15 protein-coding genes and 1 tRNA gene are annotated in these 20,451 nt (G+C 55.3%); 5 read left to right on the top strand and 11 right to left on the bottom strand.

What is annotated here, in order from left to right:
* Positions 1 to 8 precede the first annotated feature (8 nt).
* The 3 genes from CRI93_RS07955 (at position 9) to CRI93_RS07945 (ending at position 2,694) form a co-directional block, all read left to right on the top strand.
* Positions 9 to 1,463 (top strand): SPOR domain-containing protein, encoded by a 1,455-nt coding sequence (locus CRI93_RS07955; protein ID WP_176521777.1) that lies wholly within the window; start codon positions 9 to 11, stop codon positions 1,461 to 1,463.
* 74 nt (positions 1,464 to 1,537) lie between these two features.
* Positions 1,538 to 2,236, top strand: coding sequence for a MotA/TolQ/ExbB proton channel family protein (locus CRI93_RS07950; RefSeq protein ID WP_098062091.1), 699 nt, complete (start codon positions 1,538 to 1,540; stop codon positions 2,234 to 2,236).
* Positions 2,237 to 2,295: 59 nt separating this feature from the next.
* Positions 2,296 to 2,694 (top strand): ExbD/TolR family protein, encoded by a 399-nt coding sequence (locus tag CRI93_RS07945; protein WP_098062090.1) that lies wholly within the window; start codon positions 2,296 to 2,298, stop codon positions 2,692 to 2,694.
* Between the two features lie 427 nt (positions 2,695 to 3,121).
* Here CRI93_RS07945 and CRI93_RS07940 read toward each other — a convergent pair whose 3' ends face one another.
* The 8 genes from CRI93_RS07940 to CRI93_RS07905 all read right to left on the bottom strand — a co-directional run bounded on the left by CRI93_RS07940 (position 3,122) and on the right by CRI93_RS07905 (position 14,183).
* Complete coding sequence (locus CRI93_RS07940; protein ID WP_141491622.1) at positions 3,122 to 3,766, bottom strand: hypothetical protein; 645 nt, start codon at positions 3,764 to 3,766, stop codon at positions 3,122 to 3,124.
* A 476-nt stretch (positions 3,767 to 4,242) separates the two neighbouring features.
* Positions 4,243 to 5,280, bottom strand: a complete 1,038-nt coding sequence (locus tag CRI93_RS07935; protein ID WP_141491621.1) for a GldM family protein — start codon at positions 5,278 to 5,280, stop codon at positions 4,243 to 4,245.
* A gap of 340 nt (positions 5,281 to 5,620) precedes the next feature.
* Positions 5,621 to 6,280 (bottom strand): hypothetical protein, encoded by a 660-nt coding sequence (locus tag CRI93_RS07930; protein ID WP_098062087.1) that lies wholly within the window; start codon positions 6,278 to 6,280, stop codon positions 5,621 to 5,623.
* A 159-nt stretch (positions 6,281 to 6,439) separates the two neighbouring features.
* Entirely contained in the window at positions 6,440 to 7,615 is a 1,176-nt protein-coding gene (locus CRI93_RS07925; RefSeq protein ID WP_098062086.1) for a formylglycine-generating enzyme family protein, read from the bottom strand.
* Positions 7,616 to 7,732: 117 nt separating this feature from the next.
* Positions 7,733 to 9,469 carry a formylglycine-generating enzyme family protein gene (locus tag CRI93_RS07920; protein ID WP_098062085.1) on the bottom strand — a complete coding sequence of 579 codons (1,737 nt, stop codon included), beginning with the start codon at positions 9,467 to 9,469 and terminating at the stop codon, positions 7,733 to 7,735.
* A gap of 178 nt (positions 9,470 to 9,647) precedes the next feature.
* A complete protein-coding gene (locus CRI93_RS07915; RefSeq protein WP_098062084.1) occupies positions 9,648 to 10,370 on the bottom strand; it encodes a hypothetical protein in 723 nt (240 codons plus the stop codon).
* A 743-nt stretch (positions 10,371 to 11,113) separates the two neighbouring features.
* Positions 11,114 to 12,661 carry a YifB family Mg chelatase-like AAA ATPase gene (locus CRI93_RS07910; protein WP_098062083.1) on the bottom strand — a complete coding sequence of 516 codons (1,548 nt, stop codon included), beginning with the start codon at positions 12,659 to 12,661 and terminating at the stop codon, positions 11,114 to 11,116.
* A gap of 253 nt (positions 12,662 to 12,914) precedes the next feature.
* Entirely contained in the window at positions 12,915 to 14,183 is a 1,269-nt protein-coding gene (locus CRI93_RS07905; protein ID WP_098062082.1) for a patatin-like phospholipase family protein, read from the bottom strand.
* Between the two features lie 195 nt (positions 14,184 to 14,378).
* Here CRI93_RS07905 and CRI93_RS07900 point away from each other — a divergent pair, with 195 nt between their 5' ends.
* Positions 14,379 to 15,335, top strand: a complete 957-nt coding sequence (locus tag CRI93_RS07900) for an alkaline phosphatase family protein (protein ID WP_176521776.1) — start codon at positions 14,379 to 14,381, stop codon at positions 15,333 to 15,335.
* A gap of 44 nt (positions 15,336 to 15,379) precedes the next feature.
* Here CRI93_RS07900 and CRI93_RS07895 read toward each other — a convergent pair whose 3' ends face one another.
* The gene (locus tag CRI93_RS07895; protein WP_098062080.1) at positions 15,380 to 17,620 is read right to left on the bottom strand and encodes a S46 family peptidase; all 2,241 of its coding nucleotides are present in this window, start codon (positions 17,618 to 17,620) and stop codon (positions 15,380 to 15,382) included.
* Between the two features lie 261 nt (positions 17,621 to 17,881).
* Between CRI93_RS07895 and CRI93_RS07890 the strand changes: the two genes are divergently transcribed.
* A tRNA-Leu gene (locus tag CRI93_RS07890) sits at positions 17,882 to 17,965 on the top strand.
* Between the two features lie 418 nt (positions 17,966 to 18,383).
* Here CRI93_RS07890 and CRI93_RS07885 read toward each other — a convergent pair.
* Positions 18,384 to 18,590, bottom strand: coding sequence for a type II toxin-antitoxin system Phd/YefM family antitoxin (locus CRI93_RS07885; RefSeq protein ID WP_098062079.1), 207 nt, complete (start codon positions 18,588 to 18,590; stop codon positions 18,384 to 18,386).
* Positions 18,591 to 19,240: 650 nt separating this feature from the next.
* Complete coding sequence (porD, locus tag CRI93_RS07880) at positions 19,241 to 20,131, bottom strand: type IX secretion system protein PorD (protein ID WP_483869237.1); 891 nt, start codon at positions 20,129 to 20,131, stop codon at positions 19,241 to 19,243.
* Positions 20,132 to 20,451 lie beyond the last annotated feature (320 nt).

Below are 20,451 nucleotides of genomic sequence, written 5' to 3'. Positions count from 1 at the left end.
GCCGCATTATGTCTGATCGCCTTTTATCTCAACTGGCTGACCGCCTGGGGCTGGATGAGTCGGACGTTGCACCCATGCTCAACGCCCTGCTCAAGCAAGTCCGACAGCGGGCTGGACAAGGCTCAAGGGCCCGCATTCCTACCCTGGGTACATTCACGACCGATGCCAACGGCACGCTTCAGTTTGCCCCCGACGATGATCTCGTCGATGCGGTGAACGAGGACTTCGCTGGCTTGGAAGACGAGCCTGTACCCACCCCAAAGCGTGCCCCAGATACGTCAACATCGCTTGCCGAGGTCCCACCGGCCCCCTCGTCTTCCAAAGAGTCTGCTGCCGATCGGGCGTCTGCCATGCCGACGTCTGACTCATCAGCAACCGAGCAAAAGGCAGAAGATGCAGCCTCCTCTTCGTTTTCTTCCGATGACGACGACGCGACCGAAGAACTGCCTGCATCGGACCCAGCATCATCAACATCGTCTGACACAGGCTCGCTGTGGCCCTCAGAGGCGAACGCACCGACTTCCCCTGATACAGCAGAAACCACAGCAGAAACCGACCCTGACGGTGACGTAGACGACGATGTGGACGACGACTTTTGGAGTCGAGATCGCGAATGGGACTTGTCGAGTGTTGCTTTTGGGGATGTGAATGACCCCGATCCCGAGACAGATGAAGACGCCGCGTCGGCCTCCGCGCCACCTGCCTCCTCATTCACATCGTCGCATGCAGAGGACGTGCCCACAGACTCAGAAGATCGCTCACAAGAAGATGGCGAGGCCGTTCCGTCTCCCGATGTCCCTCCTCAGGATGCTGCGCATAACCAGGCTACGAAACGATCTGGACTCCGTACAACAATCGGAGTATTCGTTGTGCTGGCTGCCCTGATAGGAGGCTGGATTGTTCTTGGCGCACAGGGCACCGTTCCCAGTCCGCGTTCAGTTATCGAAAACGTGCGCACCTCGTTCTCTGGCGATGCAGATGTTCCTGAAGTCACGCCGTCAGATTCCGATCCTTCTTTGGCCTCAGACCCGTCCAGCGAAGCATCTGATCCCTCCGCCCCTGATGAGTCAGCAACAGACGCTACGGACGAACCGACAGCTGAGGAATCCGCAGACAATTCTGCAGGCGATCCCTCTGCCGACACCGACACGCCGAGCACTGCAGAAGCTCCCACAACGAACGATACTCCTTCTACAGCGCCCATTGCTCCTGAAGAGGGCGGGTGGACGCTGGTTGTGGCATCGCGCACAAGTGAGCAAGAAGCTGAAGCAATCCGCGCACAATTTGCAACTGCCCTGCAATCAGCTGGCGTTCCAGTTGACATACTGCCCAGTGAGGGCGGCGATGGAACAACGCGATACCGTGTCATTGTAGGGCAGTTCTCATCGCAGGATGCCGCTCGTCGCCTTCAGCAAGAATACAGCGAATTGGTTCCTGGCGATGCTTGGCCGCTTCGTCTGTAGCACGAATTTTTCGCTGTACGAAGTCAGACCTGTGCTCCGTTTGTATTCTTTTGTACCCACGTATTTCCTCGCTTATGTACCTCCGCCTTCAAGCCGCCCTTTCTCAAGACGCTGCTGAGGATTCACTGACTACTGCTGCAGCCGACGAGGGCGCGCTGTCGGTGCTCGACCTCTTAATTCAGGGCGGCTGGGTGATGATTCCTATCCTGCTGCTTTCATTTGTTGCTGTGTATCTGTTCGTAGAGCGCTTGCTCACAATTCGGCAAGCTGCCAGCAACCCTGACGCAATTACCGATCAAGTGCGCGACTACATCCGCGCGAACGACATTGATGGAGCTCTTGCGTACTGTCAGCGCAAAGACGTTCCCATTACTCGCATCTTGCATTATGGGCTTGAACGTCTCGGGCGGCCTATTTCGGAAATCCAAGATGCAGTCCGTGCAGCGGGTAAACATGAGACATTCTTACTTGAGAAGCGGACCAACATGCTGGCAAGTATTGCAAGTGTAGCCCCCATGCTGGGTTTTTTCGGAACGGTGCTCGGCATGATTCGCGCCTTCCAGGACATTCAGAGTCTGCAGGGCAACGTAAACCCAAGTGTGCTGGCCGGAGGCATCTGGGAAGCCCTCATTACAACGGCAGCAGGCCTACTGGTCGGCATTATTGCTTCGTTGGCATACAACTACCTGCTTGACCGCATTAAACGTCTCACGAACGATATGGAGCGCTCGGCTACCGACTTCATCGATCTGCTGCAAGAGCCGGTGTCGTAGGCACCTGGTTATTGTGGCGTTCGAGCTGCGCTCTTCTATCTTTCCAGATCCTGTACACTATGAGTTTTGATTTTGAGCCCTCGCGTGCTCCTGTCTCGTCAATTAGTTTGGCGGGAATGACGGATGTCGTCCTCTTACTGCTTGTGTTCTTTCTGCTCACATCGAGCTTTGTCCCGCAACTTGGCATTGAGGTAACCCTTCCGCAAGTAGACGCCTCTGCCCCTGTTGAACAGCAATACATCACCGTGTCGGTTACAGAAGACGGGAGCTACTTTGTTGACGGCACACCTGCGTCCGAGGGCCAACTCACCCAGCAGATTCGCGATGCACGCCGGACTGAAACAACAACTGTTGTGTTACGCGCCGACGAGGGGGCCACAATTCGTCAATTTGCAACGGTTGCCTCCGCAGCTCAGGCGCTAAACCTGCGCGTGCTTATGGCTACCGAGCGACGGTGAGTGCTCCATCACCACCAAGCACACACTGCTAAACCAGGACAGACGAAGACTGGATCAGCAAGCACAGACGTCTCCGGCTATAGGCCCATTCCTCCCATCACTTAGCATTGAACCGCCACCTGATTTCTTAACTTGGGCCCCAGGAATACTTCTTCTACCGGCAGCCGTCGGTATCGGGGTGGAAGGGCCCCGAAGGATCATGCTTGTAGTGCCCTTGAACGGGCCAGCCCCGCGACGAGATGACGGGTGTGCATCACAACTGCGTACGCCCTCACCGCAATGTTGCAACCGGATTCGGCATCAGACCCTTCCGAATGTAAAAAGGGCTACCCTCAAAGTGAGGGTAACCCTTTTCTTTGCTGTCGTTTTTGTTGAGAGAGCCGTTGTGTCGCTTGTTACAGCGTCTCTCCGCTTCAGCATTCAAGTGTTAACGAGAAGCGAGGGAGATTTCAATGATCCGATCAACAACCTGCTTTGTACGAAGAGTAACCTCGTCCGCATTAACCGCCTGCCCGTTTACCGCCGTCACGATGGATTGATCTTGCTGGCGCATCAAGCGGCCAAAGAGCAGAATGTCGCGGAAGGGCTGCTGGTGGGCAATGTTTCCTCCCAGACCACCCTGAACGCCTTCACGACGAATGAAATTGCTGAAGAACTGCGAGTTCTCCGTGTCCATGTAGAAGACAGGCACGTCAGGACCTTCGCCATCCTGCTGACGCAAGAAGTTGACCGAAGTAATCTGTTCACGGAATCCGTTACGGCCTTCAGCAAACGTATAGCTGATATACAGCGTGTTGGCGATACTGAGACCGCCCCATCCTTCACTGATCAGTTCAGACTCGATCGAGCTCAGATCTTGCGTCTCCTGATCGCGGCTGCGCCGCTTGATGGCAAGCTCTTGAGCATCTTCGCTCTCTGATTGCTCTCGAACCTCCTCGATGAGAGCGTCTCGGAACGCACTGATGGCGCTTCCACGCTCGACAGGAACTCGAATCTCAATATTTTGCTGCCAGACTGCTTGCGCATTCACCGACTGCATTCCAGCCAAGCTGAGCAGGGCAATCGCAAACACAGCGATCGACTGATGTACGTATGATCTGTGCATAACCGAGTGTATGTATTGTCGAAGGTGTAGTAAACAAAAGCACAGGAGCTCGTAGAAACGCGCCTCCTGAATGCATAGTTACCTCTCGCAAGAACCAAACCAAGCATTGCAAGGTGCCCGTTCGTTCCCCTGCGGTTTCATAACAACGTATTCTGTCCACCATTATAATCAGGCAGTGCCCACCATCACACACTGCCCGATCTTTTCCAAGTTAGAGCTATCACGAGCCGGGCTCAAGCGGTACGAAGCTGTAGGCACATTGCGAGCATGATACAGACACAGTTGTGCCAAACTTCGATCCTCACGATAGAAACCTTGAGGGGTAGCTCTTCGGCTTGTATAGTGCCAGTGGGTCGGAACAGAAGAAGAGGCTAACCGCTTCTCTTTCCACTTTTTGCTGGCTTTCTCTCTGAAGTAGGAAGCCAAAGCCGACCCAGTACACGTTATCCACCGAGTGAAAAGGAGAACGTTTGGCTTGCGCTTCCCAAGTCATTGTCAATCGGAATGCGTTGGCCTGCGTGGTTTACACGTGCTACGTTTTCGAGCTCAAGAAAGATTGTGTCATCCGGCTGGAGTCCTGTGAGCTGTCCAGCAAGATTCAGCTGGTTATTGCTTCCCAGGTCAAAGGTACCCAACTCTTGACTTGCGCCGAGTCCACGGCGGTAGCTCACACGGACCTGCCCAATGCTATAGCGAGCATCTTGCGCATAGCGCGATGCGAACTCTGGATCGGGCTCAAAGTCGAAGCGAACGTTCGGGCGTGCGAGTGAGACGCGGTCGCTCGCTTGCAGCTCATCACCTCCTGCATTCAATACGCGAATGCTCGGAAGCGGAGGCTGAATGACATTAAAGGTGCGTGTGCCTAAGAAGACGTCGTCGCTCCCCTCCTGGATGAGATACGCTTCGACCGACACTTCCTCACCCGACGGGCTCAGTGAGAGCGTCCGCCCTTCTTGACTCTGGCCACCTGAAACCAGCCGCAGCGGCTGCTCCTCAAGGCCGGGCACATCAATCCGAATTTCGTTCAGCGTTTGACGATACAGGGCGTCAGTTGCTACGCTTTGCGCAATGACTTCTGGACGCCGCACTGTGAACTGGCCTGTGACAGGACGCGAAGCGGTCTCTCCGTTGACTTGCTCAAACGTAAGCTCTGCTGTGTATTCGACGACCTGCTCATCTTCTCCTTCGGGGAGCAAACTTCCAGTTTGCATGCTAAGGCGCTCACCATCAATCTGGAGTCTGTCATCGCTTGTCTGGACCCCAATTTCGGTATCTCCAGAGGCCGCGAGGTAGGCTGTTGCCTCATAAGGCTGACCCAAAACTACGTTTTCTTGCCCCACGACGATTGGCTCAACGTCGCGAATGTAGGCTGTGTCTTCTTCGACATCAAAGGTACTGAATGCATAAAGCAGGACAGGAAGATACAGGGCCAGCATAATCTGGTACCTGAGTGTCTTAATCCTGATTGTTGAGTCTTTCATAGAGCGGTCGTCTCGACAAGTATAGACGGTTATTCAGAACGTTCAGCAGCGGCTTCCTTGATGTTCAGAAATCAAGGGTCCCATACTTTCAAAAGCCGAACTTGTACAGACACAAGTTTTAAGAGGCTGAACGATGGTGTGTGACGCACAGGATCGTCTTTCAGAAGACCCGAATTGGATTCCGCACCATCTGCGGTATATCAGTCACAATGCGGTTTTGATTCTGACTTGCACACAGCTTAATTCGTGCGTAGTCAGAGAAGAGAGGCATGAATATACGATCACACCTGCTATCAATCAAAACCGAAGTGAAACAGCCTTCATACAGGAGAGCTTATTTTTAAGAAGCTCCGTTTCCTGCTCCTGGATTATTGAAGGTACGGAAGCGAGAGAGCATCTCGTCCAGATCGCTCCGCATCTCTTCAACCGTTGACCCAGCCCCTTCCATTTCATTTCCGAGGGTACGCATTCCTTCGCCCAAGCGGCCCGCATCTTCGGCGAGTTCTCCACTTGCTACTTCAGAAAGCTTTGTGCGCATGTCCTTCACGGCAACACGGGCACGTTTCATTTCACCTGCCATGTCGTGAATCTCACCCCCAAACTGCTTAATCTCTTTTCCAAGTGCGCTCATCATGACGTTGAGGTCGTCGTTGACCTTTTTTTCCATCATCTTTCGCGCAGAGGCACTCGGAGCCGGACCTTGTGCAGACTGCACGACAGCTGCACCCCCTCCACTTGCAGCGGGTTCACCATCAGCTTCATCTGGGGCATCCATAAAGAAGGCCTGGACTAACTCCAGGATCCCCATGATAATAAATGCTCCAGCCTCTCCAAGGAAGCCAATGATCATAAACGGCTCGGAATACTCGGCAGCCACTGGGTTATCCCAGATCTTGAAGAACACACCAAGGATTGCTGCCGCCCCGAAGACCCCAATGAAGAACCCGAGCACTTTTGTAGTGAACGAGAGAATGTACTCTTTGCGATTGCTGGAAGCCATGAGACTAAAGTTGTTGGTACAAGGTTGATACTCGTAAAAGCATTGCTCTCCTGGTTACCTGGAGAGGCTACGGTATACCGCGCTGCTTGTTATTCTCTACTTACAACACCGCAAACAGGATGCCGCTTAGAGCAGCTACGATCTACTTAAAGGGTTCTGCTACTGCTGCGGCGGCTCATTCTCTGAGCCTTCCTCAGGTTCTTCCGACCCACCTTCTTCAGAAGGGTCAGGGAACATCGGCTCCTCATCGGGAGGCGTTGGTTGACCTTCTTCGCCGGTTTCTTCCTCGCCTTCAGGAGAAGGTGGATTCTCACTCTCGGCAGGAGGGACTACATCCATTGCATCAGGGCCAACATTTCCACTGCTTTCAACCTGGATTGGGTCGGCAGCACACCGGATTCCTATCTGTGTACTTGCCTCATCTTTCTGAGCATAGTCACGCACTCCAACGCCAATCTCAAATCCAGACGAGGCCCACGACCCACCACGCACTACGCGACGGGTATTGCTGGAGTCTCCTCGGACAACGGGCGTTTCTGTTGTCACAGGGAAGTCATCATAGGTCGGCGTATAAGCATCCTCGACCCATTCTGCTACGTTTCCAGCTATGTCATGAATTCCCCATCGGCTGGGGGGGTAGGACCCAACAGGGGCCGTGAACGCATATCCAGTGCGGGCGCGCCCTTCGCTCGGTGCAAAGTTTGCGAGATAGCGCCCCCGTGCATCACTGGTAGATATTCCACGCCAAGGGTAGATTGCCCCTGTACGACCAGAGCGAGCTGCATACTCCCATTCCGCTTCGGTAGGAAGGCGTCGTCCATTCCACTCACAAAATGCTTTCGCATCATCCCACGTAATGCCAACCACAGGATAGTTGCCCCGAGACGAGCTGTAGAAGTAGTTTTCCATCTGGCTTTCTGCCGACTCCCCACTTCCCCATGCCTCTACGCGCGGGGCATATTGCTCTCCTTGCTCGGATACAAACTCTCGGTACTCTTCATTCGTCACCTCAAAGCGATCGATATAGAACGCTGAAACGGTGATTTCACGTCGGCCAGCGGATTGAGCACCATATGGATCCTCATCGGTCAGACCAATGATATAGGTCTCATCGGGAAGCTGGACCATGTCCCCATAATCTCCGGGGGGAGCTGGCACCACATCGCTATGCGACAGAGCTTCGTTCTCTTGTGAACTCTCGACCAGACCATGCTCCCACGGGGCATCCGTTGCAGCAGAGGCGCCAAGCATCACGACGATGCACAGCACTCCTGCACAAATGCCCAGCAGTTGAGCGGCTGATGCGCCGGTATTTTTATTTTTTCGGCTCGCCATGGGTTATTTCAGTAGTAGTTTAAGACAGACAATATAGGCAGATGCAGCAGTGGAACGCCCCTTGCCAGTAAACCTAACTTTCGGTAAAGGCCGACTGACTTGACGTGACACTATACGCTACTTCATAGGGGGCTGAGGCGGCTCCTCATTTTGTGGCTCGGGAAACTCAGGCTCCTGCTGCTCATCGGGCTCGGGAAACTCAGGCTGCTGATCTGGAGCTGGGTCTCCTTCCTGAGCAGGCGGCTGTCCCTCTCCAGTACCTGTTTCAGGTGCTGGAGCCGGCTCGGCCCGCTCTTCTTCTGCACGATCACCTTCGACTTGGCCAATATCGCCGGCGCAGCGAAATCCGGTTTCGGTGTCAGAGTCGCTTTCTTCTTTCGGGGTGCGCACGCCTACGCTAATGAAGAACACTGGGGAGTTCCACGACCCACCACGCACAACGCGGTCGGAACTGGAGGGGTCGTTGATGACCGGATCAAGACGTGAGTGTCCGGCATACGTCGGCGTGTAGGTGTCTTGAACCCACTCATATACGTTTCCTGACATGTCGTAAATGCCCCAGCGGTTGGGTGGGTAGGACCCTACAGGCGACGTAAACACATACTCCTGTGCTTGTCCTTCAGGAGCATAGTTGGCAAGGTACTGACCGTCCGACGTGCGAGCACGGGTGCCAGGCCACGGGTAAATCTCTCCGATGTGGCCGGCTCGACCCGCATATTCCCATTCTGCTTCTGAGGGGAGGCGGTGTCCTCGCCACTCACAGTAGGCATTGGCCTTCTCCCAATCGACGGCAACGACGGGATAGTCACTGTATGTGGAGCCACGGAAGTACGCCGACCAGTTGGTCGTTCGCGCAGCAGACCCCTCCCATGCCGTAGAGTCTGGAGCATACTGTTCCCGCTCACCCGGCGAAAGGTCCTGAAGGAAAGTACGATAGTCTTCGTTAGTAACGAGATTCCGGTCAATATAGAATCCAGAAACCGAGATGCGCTTCCGCCCGGCAGGCTGTCGTCCAAGCGGATCCTCACCGGTATATCCCATCAGGAAGGACCCGCTGGGGAGACGCATCATGTCGCTATGATCTTCGAACTCCGTGATATTTTCGCGCGTCACCGGGCTGCTGTACGGACGTGCACCTGGGTCGGAAAAGAGTGTCTCCCCTTGTTGCACGGTCTCAGGCTCACCACTTTTCAGCTCGCTTTTTGTGTAATCGATTTCAAATTCTTGAGAGGCCCCTGTCGCGTCCAAGCTTCCGAACGGGTTTCCCTCTTCCTGTGAGGCGACGCCAAGGTCATCTTCATCGTCCATCACGCCCTCGCCCGGAATCTCACGTTCAATACGCTGCAGGCGGTATGTGACGCCGATCAGCGGCATGAAGCTGGACACCAGGTCAGGTTGAACCTGCCCCCCATTTACCTCCTCTGTCCACGACCAACGCCCCGCCAATTCAGCCTTAATCCGCACATTCTGATTCACACCATAGTCAAGCCCTACAGCAAGCGGGAAGACTCCACGCTCAGTTTCATCTCCGAAGACGTAATTCCCATATCCAGCATAAAGATATGGACTTACGTCGCTCTCAAGGCCCAAGATATGAAATTCAACGCCGCCTTCTGCCGAGGTCAGATCCTGATACGTCATTCCGGCCCGCAGACGTGCAACGCTGTTCAAATCCAGCATAAGGCCACCAGAGATAGCAGGGTTAGTGCCTCCCAGGTTTGAAATATCAGTGTCCTGGGAAAGGAGCGCACCACCGGAAAGAAAGAGGCGCTGCGAAAGCACCTCGGTAGGTGCACCGGCAAAAACTGCCACCAGCAGAGCTGCAGTAAGTAAGCGCTTAATTTGCATGATCATCTTGGATAACGAAGGTCAAAAAGCGGTCTGAGCGTGCGTGTTTACACGCGCGTCCAACTGATCTTGTTGGTGTTATTGCTACCAATGCTTGCTCTCTACACTTTAGGGGGGCGTACAACGTCGTAAGGCATACTGTAGAATATACCCCCATCAGGCAGGTAAGCGGGGCATTGTCGATCTACCGAAAGTCAAAGCGGTGTGTGACCCCAAAGAATCCCATGTAGTCTACTCCTTTTGCTCCATCAATACCGACATGACCATCCAGGAAATCAGAGGTTGAGACACGCACACCGATACGGAACGTATCGAACATTGATACACCAGCCACCACAGAACCAACTACTCGACTTCCCAAAGGATCAAACCTTTCATCTTCCTCAGGTTCAGGAAAATTTGAGGAGTACGACGGCGATATAACAAACAGTGGCCCACCACCAAGGAATACCCGGAAGAGCCCTTGCCGAATATAAGGAAGATCATAATCAGCCGTGAAGTCAAGACCAACCAGGTTGTTACTAACCTCAAGCGGCTGACTTCCACCTGAGGTTGTCTTACCTGAAATCCGGTGGTACTGCAACTCTGCGTTCAGGCCAAACTGCTGGAACTGACCAAAACGACGGTCGGCTCTCACCAAAACAGATGGAGTCGCTGAACTGAAGTACTTCAGTACGTTGTTATCCGGATTCCGACTCAGATCGCCTTGATACGTACTCATTCCCACGCCAATGGTCAGGCCGTGGACAAAAGGCGTACTCTCCTCCTCAGTCTGGCTTCCCGGAGCGCCTTCCCCCTGAAACGGCTCCCCGAACCCTTGCCCTGCTGCTGAGGCAGGCATGAGGAACAGCACAGAAAGTGCGACGGCAATGGTGGCGAGTGCAATATTGTGTGATGCTTTAGGCATGTACCCAACGCCGTGATAGTTTCAAGAATCGAGTGCTGTGGCTGTGCTCATCGCTCAGTCAGGAGTGCAGGTGTATACTGCATACCCATGGTACGTGTCAGCGTGCTAAGTGACAAACAAAACCAGAGGGATAATGAGAATTTTCCAAACAAGAACGTTTTCCCGCTGCGCTGCACGGCTATGTTTTGAAGAAGCAAACGGTTCTCAGAAGCTCTTTCGTCTGCTTCTCTCACAAACTCGCTTCTAAGAACTAACGTGTCTATAACGTCTCTCCTACACGTTAACCATTTTTAGATTGGTATGCAAAAGGTCTTGCGAACGAAAGCCTTCGCTGGATGCAAGGGATATGCATGTACCTCTCGGACATGTACGGTTCCTTACTGAAGCATCCGGTCTGTCCGGTTTGGACCCTATGTCACCCCTAACTCGCTTTCGTACGATTTGTTACACAGATCGAATGCTCTCGGTACTTCTTCGATCTCTTCTGCGCTATCAATTCGTGTCGTTTGTCTCTTGACTTTCCAGCAAGCAAGCCTGCAGAGGTGGCGGCCCACACTCTGTCAGATCTACTCTCTATGCCAGACAGTCTGTAGCTTCACAGTTGGAGGCACGGTTCATTATCTCGAACTGGCGATTGTCTGCGCATCGTGCCCCCCATTCGACCATGTGGCCTCTTCTGATCCATCGTAGCCCTGAGGCGCTTCAGTGTTCTTAAGTTCACCTGTGACTCACACAAGCCCGGATTAACCGTTCCACCAGTCTCGATCCAGCGTGCGATACTGGATCGCTTCTGATATGTGAGCAGAGCGGATTGACGCTGCCTGGTCGAGGTCGGCAATCGTCCGTGCAACTTTCAGAACGCGCGTGTAGGCTCTCGCACTCAACCCCAGGCGATCAATCGCCATTTTGAGTAGAGCCGTGCCCTCAGAGTCAAGTCCGCAGTGCTCCTGAACAGCGCGTGCGCCCATCTGGGCATTGGCATGCAAACCCTCTCGTCCCGAAAATCGCCCCGATTGCGTGTCTCGAGCGCTCATGACGCGCCCCCGGATGTCTTTTGAACGTTCTGCCCCTCTCGAATCTGACTGTAACTCGTCAAAATCGACAGGTGCTACCTCTATGTGGAGATCAATGCGATCCATAAGCGGACCGCTAATCTTTCCCAAGTAGCGTTGAATCTGAGCCGGACGGCATACACACTCTCGTTTCGGATCGTTGAGGTAGCCACAAGGGCATGGGTTCATACTGGCTACGAGCATAAACCGGGCCGGATATGTAACCGTGGTGCGTGCCCGGCTAATTGTGATACGTCCTTCTTCAATGGGCTGGCGCATGACCTCCAGCACGCGCCGCTGAAACTCGGGAAGCTCGTCCAAGAACAGGACCCCGTTGTGAGCCAGAGAAATTTCACCAGGTGTCGGGTTGGCTCCGCCGCCGCAGAGCCCGGCATCCGAAATGGTATGATGTGGAGAGCGGAAGGGACGCTGTGTCACCAGGCCTTTGGAGGCGTCGAGCGTACCGTGCACCGAATAGATTTTCGTTGTCTCAAGTGCCTCTGACGTCGACAACGGCGGCAATATGCCAGGCATGCGCCGGGCAAGCATTGTCTTTCCCGACCCAGGTGGCCCAACCATAAGTACATTGTGTCCGCCAGCCGCGGCGACTTCAAGCGCACGCTTTACATTGTCTTGCCCGCGCACATCAGCAAAGTCGATGCTTTGCGGGGTGCCGTTTGCTGAGGCTTCAGAAAGTGCATTGTGGCACAATGTCATTCCGTCTGGCCCCTCAACCAGAAAGCGCATGGCATCCTCAACCGTTTCGACCGGGACTGCGGAAAGTCCATCGACCACGGCCGCTTCACGAGCATTTTCTTTCGGCACGATTACATAATCACATCCCTGCGCCCAGGCCTTAATCGCCATAGGCAGCACCCCACGTACCGGTCGCACACTACCATCCAGGGCAAGCTCTCCCATCACCCACGTGCTATGGAGGCGCATTGTATCGATCCGATCGGTGTAGGCCGCCAGCAGGCCCACGGCAAGTGGCAAGTCGAATGCTGCGCCCTCTTTGGGCACATCAGCCGGGGCCAGGTTAATTGTAATACGTCCACGGGGCACCGGCAAACTGCTGTTCTTTAACGCCGAAAGAATGCGGTCCCGGCTCTCACGCACGGCCCCATGCGGCAGCCCCACTACGGTGTACTTGGGCAACCCCGAGTCGATATGTGTCTCCACTTCGATAGGTAACGCATCAACGCCAATGGTGGTGCTACTCCAGACACGGCTGAGCATGGACAAGTCGGAGGATGGTGCAACGAACAAATGCTTCTACATCCTGCTGTACAGCGCTCTGGAAGGAATGGAGCAGGCTGGACGTAACAGGCTGGATAGGAAGGCCCCCAATTGATGCATTTCGTAACGTTGCCCGTTCTTAGACCTTCTATTTCGGGCATCCGCGCCGGAGGCGCTCCCAATTTCCAATCACGGTGCGTTTTCTCTATCGCTACGCCTTCGACCACGTCCCTATATTGTACTGCTCTCTATGCTATGCCGTGTTTGCACCACCTGCCTCAACACGCTCCTCATGAAGGAAAGTAGCGATGCGGTCGTGCTGGCGACGCGCATCATGATATCCGATTTCGAGGACCCGGTCGATATATCCGCGTGCAAAGAGGAGCACGCTGCTCCAGTCATTGCTGCGCATTTCGTGCCCGCCGGTGCTGCTAACCAGATAACGAATGGCTGTGGGCAGTTCGTCGATATATTCATGGGCAAACGTGCTTAAACTTACAGAGGGGCGAATCTGAAGCAAGTCAATCACCCGCTCGCGGGGGCGGGCCGCACCAGCTGTGGGGGTGGACTGCCCGTTGTGGGCGGCACGCTGACGCACCAGCCGGTTGATACGTCGCAAGTTTTCAGCGTCTTGTTCCAGCGCATCCGTAAAAACTGCATTCACGAGCACGCCCATCACTTGCGCAAGCGGAGGGTGCCCCTGCACAGAAGGGCGCTCAGCCTCTTCCTGACTGGGTTTGTATCGATTTGCAATCACCATAATGCGGTTCGCTCCCATGTGCACCGCCGGAGCCAGCGGTGCCATGAGCCGCACACCGCCATCCCCGTACCACGCATCGCCGATACGCACGGGCGGAAACACCAGCGGCAGCGCGGTAGATGCCATCACATGCTCCACAGAAAGCTCGGCTTCGCGCCCAATACGATCCGGCCGCTCCCACTCATCGAACGTGCCGCCCTGCACCCAGGTTACGGTCTGGCCGGTGGTATAACTGGTCGTAACGACGGCTACGCCTTTTAGCCAGCCCGTACGTACGTTCTGATTGATGCCGCGAAGGCTGTTATCGTGCGCAGCCATCTTTTCATATAGAAAAGTTCGCAGCGGGCTGGGGTCGAGCACACCGCGCTGCCGCGCCGCCGCAGCCGAGCGTCCTACTGGTTCGCGGTCAGCAAACAGTTGGCGCATCACAGCAAAACCAGAGTTTACGTCAAACACCCGATCGGCGGTGAGCTCCTCCCAGTTGCTCACCAAGCTGCTGGCGGCCTGCCGAAACGTGCCCACATGATTGGCCAGGTGCGTCGTGTTGATGGCTCCAGCCGAAACGCCCGTGAGTAGCGAGAAGCGAAAGTCAGGAAATGCCTCGGCGATGTAGTTCAACACCCCCACCTGATACGCAGCACGAGCCCCGCCGCCCCCCAGCATAAGCGCAATGGTTGGACGGGTGTCGTCTTCGTTGGACGGCGATTCAGCATCAGCGCCCAGCAGCGTGCGAGGCAAAATGCGACGATACCATGAGGTCATAGGCGTGCGAAGGCTGTTCAGTGGAACATGACCGGCGTGTGTGTCGGATACGGAAGACAACATGCCACCAGATGCCAAACCTACCCAAGCGGCCCTGTTAATGTTGTCCGCCGGTTTCACCTGCAATGGTTGCCCGAAGGCTCTGTGAATGCTTCGGGGTTCTGTCTCTCCTGTTTTCTTGTGTACCGCCGCTTTATGCCTCCCTCGCCTGCACATGTGCTTTTTTTATTCATCGACGGCATTGGGCTGGGCCCCGATAGCTCCACCAATCCGATGGCCGATCTGGGCCCCCACTGGGGCCGGTTGGCCCGCCACACAGGGTGGACCACCCGTACACCTTGCGTTGACCGCGACCGCCATGTGTTTCGTGCCGTTGATGCTACGCTGGGAGTAGATGGCTTACCACAGAGTGGCACTGGGCAGGCGTCGCTCTTTAGCGGAGTCAACTGCGCCAAGCATGCCGGACGACACTTCGGTCCTTTCCCACACTCCTCATCGAAGCCCATACTGGCCACGAACAATCTGTTTCAGCGCGTACACGCAGCTACCCAGAACGCGGAGGCCTGTGCGTTTGCCAACGCCTATCCGCCTGTTTTCTTCGAGAAACGGGCGCGCCGTAACCGGTGGACCGTCACCACACTGTGCAGTCGGCAGGCAGGGGTGCGCCTTCGTTCTACACCCGACGTGCATGCAGGCCATGCGCTTCCTGCTGACTTGGTGGGCGCGGCCTGGAACGAGCATCTGAACATTGCTATCCCCCAGCAAACTGCTGCGGCGGCAGGGCGCACGCTCTATCGCATCATGCAGCGCTATCGGCTTACGCTATTCGAGTACTACGAAACCGACAAAGCCGGTCATGGGCGCTCCCATCTCTCTATTTCCACTATTTTGAGTCGGTTGGATGCGCTGCTTGGCGGTGTTTTGGACAATTTTTCGGCAACGCGCGACCTGCTGCTCATATGCAGCGACCACGGCAATCTGGAAGTTCCTCATCAGAAACCGCACACGCACCACCCGGTGCCGCTGGTGGCCTACGGATGCGGAGCCGCCGCCTTTCGGTCAGCAACCACCCTCACCGATGTTACGCCTGCCCTGGCCGGTCTTTTCGGCGCCTCAACGCCCTCGCCGCTGGACATTCCGTCATCTGGATAACCTTGTTGCACAGCACTATTGCGTAGCGTTTCCTACGCATGCAGTTACGGGCGCGCTGCCACATTTGTATATCCGTCTACCAGTTCTTGCACCAGCGCTTCAGCGTTATACACGTGGCGGAGCGCCGCGATGATGCCGCGGCTGTCTACCGCAATGGCGCGCGCCTGCTCGGTGCGGTATAGAAAGCGATTGGGAAGTGCAGGCTGATTGCTATCAAAGACAACGCCCACCAGCTCCAGATCGGCGTTGACCAGGGGCGAGCCTGAGCTTCCCCCCGAAATGTCGACCGTCGACACCAAGTTAAGCGGAGCAGCCCGCAATGTGCTGTCGGATGCCGCTGCCTGCCAGCGCTCGGGGAGGTCCCAGGGCGCTGCGTTTTTGGTGCGTGCTCGCTCATACATGCCCCCGAACGTTGTATACGCTGGCACCTCGGTGCTGTCGGTAGTGTAGCCGCGCACCCGTCCGTCGCTGATGCGGAGCGTAGACGCAGCGTCTGGAGCTATGTGCTCGGTGCCGAACACGGCCAGGCGAGCCTGATTCAGCCGCGCATTGATGGACTGCTCGGAGGCACGAAAGTCCTGTAGCTGCTCTACGACGCTAAAGTACAACGGGGCAATCGCCTCAACAAGCGATACCGAAGGGTCGTCGCTGTCGCGGTAGCCTTGGCTATACAGGCGCTGCGCGCCGTCTTGGGTACGCAGGCGGCTCTCGCTGGCCAGTTCTTCGGCCCATTCCTCGGGTGTTTTGTCGTCGAACAGGCGCTGCATGGTAGGATCGTTCGGTCCGTATGCTGCCCGTACGTCGGCAAGCCGCTGCGCAATGAGGGTACGCTCTACCTGGACGGGCCAGTCGGCAATGCTGTCGGCTTCGCGACGGGCGGCATCCAGCTGCGCACCAACGCCGCGACTGCTGTTGAGTTGGTCGATGTAGTATCCGTACATAGCCCGCGTGAGCACCCGCGAGCCAACCTGTGTGTTCGCGAATCCATTAAATGCCCGAGCTCGCTGCTCGACCCCACTTTTTGCATTCTGTATCTGTTCCATGTCACGCGTAAGGCCGCGGTAGTGCTGCCGCAACGTGTCAACCGACCGAATCGAGTCCTGCAGTGCTCGTTCGTTGGCTGTGCGGCGTGCAAGCAGATACGCATCGATGCCGTTGAGTTGGCCCTGGAGGCTCTTCTGTGAGTTTTTGAGCGACAGCGCCGTGTTACGCAGCTCAGGCCAGTCGCCCGCATCCGCGTTGGTTAGAAACTGCTCCATCGCCTCAATGCGCGGTTCGATAAACGCCAGCCGGTTCGGAATGCCGTGGTCGCGTTCATACTTAACCTGACTTACCGTTGTAAGGCGGCTGGTTGAACCGGGCGTCCCCACAGCAAAGACTGCACTTCCAGCCTCGCTCCCCTGTGTGCTACTCCACTCAAAATAGTGCTCAGGCGTTACGGGCTCGCCGTCTTCGTAGGCCCGGTAGAACGCCACATCCATGTTGTAACGGGGATACGTAAAGTTATCAGCGTCGCCCCCAAAGAATCCAACCTGCTGCTCAGGCGCCATCACAAGGCGCACATCGGTGTAGCGGCGGTACGTGTATGCCTTGTATCGCGCGCCCTGGTATAGCGCCTCTACGGTTACGCGAAGCGCACTGTCTTCCGATTTTGCCTCTTCGTTCAGGCGCTCCTCCAAGTCGTTTACCCGCTCGGTGCGCACATACGAACGGAGCCGCCGCACGCCTTCGTAGATCTCATCGGTCACGTCGCGCACCTCAACAAGCTGATCAATAAACAGGTTGGGGGTAGTACGCTCTTGGCCTGGGGTAGACGCTACAAACCCACGCTGCCCCAGCGACTCGCCTTCTTCTTCAACGGCTGTGATATGCTCACGGGCGCAGTGGTGGTTGGTGACGACCAGGCCCGTGTTGGAGACAAAGCCCCCTGAGCACGTATCGCTGAAGCGCACGGCGGCATACTGCGCGTGCTCACGCCACTCTTCCGAAGCTGCCACGTCGTATTCATCCTGGAAATAGCTTGTGGGCACGCGGTCAATACTCCACATTTTGCCCAGATCAAATGGGCGTACGCGCACCGTGTCGTATCCAGCCGGAAACGCCGTCAGTGGAAGCGTGGGGAGTTCTGTCTCGGCACTTGCGCCTCCTTCGGTTGAATCGGGCCGCTCCGTGACGGACACGACCTCGCCCGATGGCGTGCAGCCTCCCATCATCGCAGCAATCAGCATTGCTACAATGGCATAGGTGGATAACAACGAATAGCGCCCTACAGAACGTGCATACATACAGCGTTGTGGTCTACCTCTATGATACAAACAGGTGTCTGCCCGAGCATCGCCCCTGTATGGCGGGTGCGCCTTGTTGTGTACGAGCAGACGCTTTGGTACGGATTCTGTACTTCTTACGAATCACCAACGCAGACGTTGTACTTACGCTCCGCCACCCCAGCGCCGCTAATCTTCTATCGCACTACGATCGTTAGTCGCTTGTGAAGTCAGGAGCGCCGGGAACTCCCCAATTTGAAATCGGATATAGGGTTCTCGCTTGCGAAAGTGGCGGAATTGGTAGACGCGCGAGGTTTAGGACCTCGTGCCCACTTGGGCGTGGGGGTTCGAGTCCCCCCTTTCGCACTGATTCATAGCTCCAAGGTCTTCCTACATCTCTACGTCGTACTGGCCAAGTCTCAACCAGTCCGTCTTATCTTATACAGATCCGTCTTATGCAGGCTGACTACCGCATCGCTTTTTCCCGCAAAGCCTGTGCCTTCAGAAAAGTCAGTCTCTTTGGGGAGGCCGCAGCGGCATTTATCCTGTCCAAAGTAGAGATGCGAATTTCTGCACGGCCCGCCATATAAATAAGCAGGAAGCGCGATGCTCCAGCTTGGGTCATTAAACAGAGAAGGCCAGTGCTTAAAACGCACTGGCCCTTTCATTTTCGTCAATCACACTTGTTGCTGTCGGCAACAGCTATCTGACGTGAACCCGATTACAGGCGAGCGATGGCGTCGCCATGCGCCGCCATGCGCACAAGGTGTCTTTTATCTTCCGACTACGCCAGCTCGCGCAACTCGTCGATCCCCAGCTTCTCTTTGATCTTCTTGTATGTCTCCCAGTCAATGAGCACCGCATAGGGGTCGTTGTTTTTCTGGATAAGCACGCCGTTCTGCGTCTTACGGACGTGCTCAATCAGCTCCGAGGTTTCAGAACGCAACTCTGTGATTGTTGCGATCGCATCAACGCCTTCCGTATTGTACATAAACTTCGATGGACTATTGGTAGATGACTTCGTTCTCATGCTGCGTATTGCATTCGGTACGCATTATACAGAACGGAACGCATGTTCATTTTCGTACGACGCTCCGCTGTTGCAGCTTTTGATTGTCGTGTCTGTGACGAAATCATGGTAGGATAGTTACTACCTATGCAATTTTTTTAAACATATGTAGCATGTGTGCAAATAAGTATAGGCTTATTTTAATTACCTTAACTATCGATTCACATTAAAGGAGACTTGCAGACGCTTGAGTTAGCTCCTATCACGTATCGTATTAGCGGATGCCAAACGGAGCGATATCAGCCCCGGCATCCCTTTGCAAAACCCCTCTGTACTTAGTCCCAAAAGGGGCGGGTCTCTCGCAGTACCAGATAGAAACGAGTGATCGCACTGCGGTGGCCCGTAGGGGCGACTTGTTTTGTACTGGGCATCAAACAGTATCTGAAAAGCAAGCGGATACGTAGAAAACCCTTTCGGGTAGCGGTTCAGCGCTAAGTGATGGAAGAAATACACCGGTAGCCGGAGTCTGGAAGCGCCGCCCGGCGCGGACGTCTCTGGCGCGGCTGACGGGAGCGAACGGGGGACCGTTCGCCCCAGGAAAGATTTTTATCAGGCGAGTTTTCAGACGGTGCCTAATTCAGGGTGCTGTTATAGGTCGAAGAGTGAGACGGGTCGACCTGGGTGAGCACACGTCGGGCTTCTTGCTGCATCGCACTACCCTGAAAAAGAGCGGCAAGCTCCTGGTACTTGGAGGAAAAGAAGTGATCGATCACATACGTACGTCCTGCCCGATCGGCAAACGTCTGTATTTCGCGCAGCAGTGCAATAGCCTGCTCACGTGCTGCCTCAGGGTCCTCAATGAATTGGTCAAGCACCTCATAATGATACCGAAACATCATTTCTCGAAATGCACGATGCTGACTATTGAGCAGCGCTTCAATGAAATCGGACCGACTACGATCGGTACCAAACGATTCCCACCCTGAGCTGCTCGGGTCCGAGCGGGCCTGGTCAGAGATTGTGCGACTTTGCTCCAGATAGGCGGTTCCTCCACGCTCGCCGAAGGTGTCGAAGTCCATGCCCAGAATCAGAAACGCATAGAAGTCGAGCACCGACGTGAGTGGATCGTAACGGTTCAGGTTGTACACAAGGCTTTCGCCCCGACTGTAGCTGAACGTCCATTCTGGATCGTTGAGGCGCAGCACCGATGTAGACTGCGCTGTGCCGTAGATAGGTCGCCGTGCTGATACGACCAGGCGGGCCTCGTACTCTCCTGTCGTAGGCTCTCCCTGGACAATGATCTGAAAACTACACCCAATTCGCTCGCTATCTGCCACGCGGTGGGGCGTCCAGTTCTGCCTGTTGAGGTACGTCTGAATGCGGTCTTCGAGTTCGTCGAGCGTTGAGGTATCGGTGCCTGACACTTGCGAGTAGTCAATCTGCACGCGGCAACTGAGCTCTTGGGCCATGCTCAGGATAGGGGTGCTTCCCCAGACTACACACAGCGCCACGAGGCTCAGCATCCCATAAACAATACCCCCTCTGCCAGGCCTGTTGATACGCTGTACGATACTACTCCACACGGTAGTCCCCCACATGGCTCTCGACTGCAGACCAGTTTTTTTGCCAGACGCTTGCATGTATTTTTAACGATACGTAGTATAATACTGCATACCCATTTCACAGAGCGTGCTTTCAGCGCTCTCACATCCGCTTCCGAATCGTGTTCGACTCAATTATGAATTGGTTACTATGCCTGAAGGCGCGTCGTATGCGTGCTCCATACGCATGTATCATACTCGCCTGGATGATCATGCTTCCCCGTTGGGGGCACACCCAATCT

Source organism: Longimonas halophila (assembly GCF_002554705.1).
Taxonomy (GTDB): domain Bacteria; phylum Bacteroidota; class Rhodothermia; order Rhodothermales; family Salinibacteraceae; genus Longimonas; species Longimonas halophila.
Note: the sequence above shows the minus strand (reverse complement) of the source record. Positions and strands in the feature narration are given on the sequence as shown.

Excerpts from the sequence above, each read along its gene's own strand:
- CRI93_RS07955 (WP_176521777.1), top strand. The coding sequence starts at position 9 with ATGTCTGATCGCCTTTTATCTCAACTGGCTGACCGCCTGGGGCTGGAT.
- CRI93_RS07950 (WP_098062091.1), top strand. The coding sequence starts at position 1,538 with ATGTACCTCCGCCTTCAAGCCGCCCTTTCTCAAGACGCTGCTGAGGAT.
- CRI93_RS07945 (WP_098062090.1), top strand. The coding sequence starts at position 2,296 with ATGAGTTTTGATTTTGAGCCCTCGCGTGCTCCTGTCTCGTCAATTAGT.
- CRI93_RS07935 (WP_141491621.1), bottom strand. The coding sequence starts at position 5,280 with ATGAAAGACTCAACAATCAGGATTAAGACACTCAGGTACCAGATTATG.
- CRI93_RS07930 (WP_098062087.1), bottom strand. The coding sequence starts at position 6,280 with ATGGCTTCCAGCAATCGCAAAGAGTACATTCTCTCGTTCACTACAAAA.
- CRI93_RS07925 (WP_098062086.1), bottom strand. The coding sequence starts at position 7,615 with ATGGCGAGCCGAAAAAATAAAAATACCGGCGCATCAGCCGCTCAACTG.
- CRI93_RS07920 (WP_098062085.1), bottom strand. The coding sequence starts at position 9,469 with ATGATCATGCAAATTAAGCGCTTACTTACTGCAGCTCTGCTGGTGGCA.
- CRI93_RS07915 (WP_098062084.1), bottom strand. The coding sequence starts at position 10,370 with ATGCCTAAAGCATCACACAATATTGCACTCGCCACCATTGCCGTCGCA.
- CRI93_RS07910 (WP_098062083.1), bottom strand. The coding sequence starts at position 12,661 with ATGCTCAGCCGTGTCTGGAGTAGCACCACCATTGGCGTTGATGCGTTA.
- CRI93_RS07905 (WP_098062082.1), bottom strand. The coding sequence starts at position 14,183 with ATGACCTCATGGTATCGTCGCATTTTGCCTCGCACGCTGCTGGGCGCT.
- CRI93_RS07900 (WP_176521776.1), top strand. The coding sequence starts at position 14,379 with ATGCCTCCCTCGCCTGCACATGTGCTTTTTTTATTCATCGACGGCATT.
- CRI93_RS07895 (WP_098062080.1), bottom strand. The coding sequence starts at position 17,620 with ATGTATGCACGTTCTGTAGGGCGCTATTCGTTGTTATCCACCTATGCC.
- CRI93_RS07885 (WP_098062079.1), bottom strand. The coding sequence starts at position 18,590 with ATGTACAATACGGAAGGCGTTGATGCGATCGCAACAATCACAGAGTTG.
- porD (WP_483869237.1), bottom strand. The coding sequence starts at position 20,131 with ATGCTGAGCCTCGTGGCGCTGTGTGTAGTCTGGGGAAGCACCCCTATC.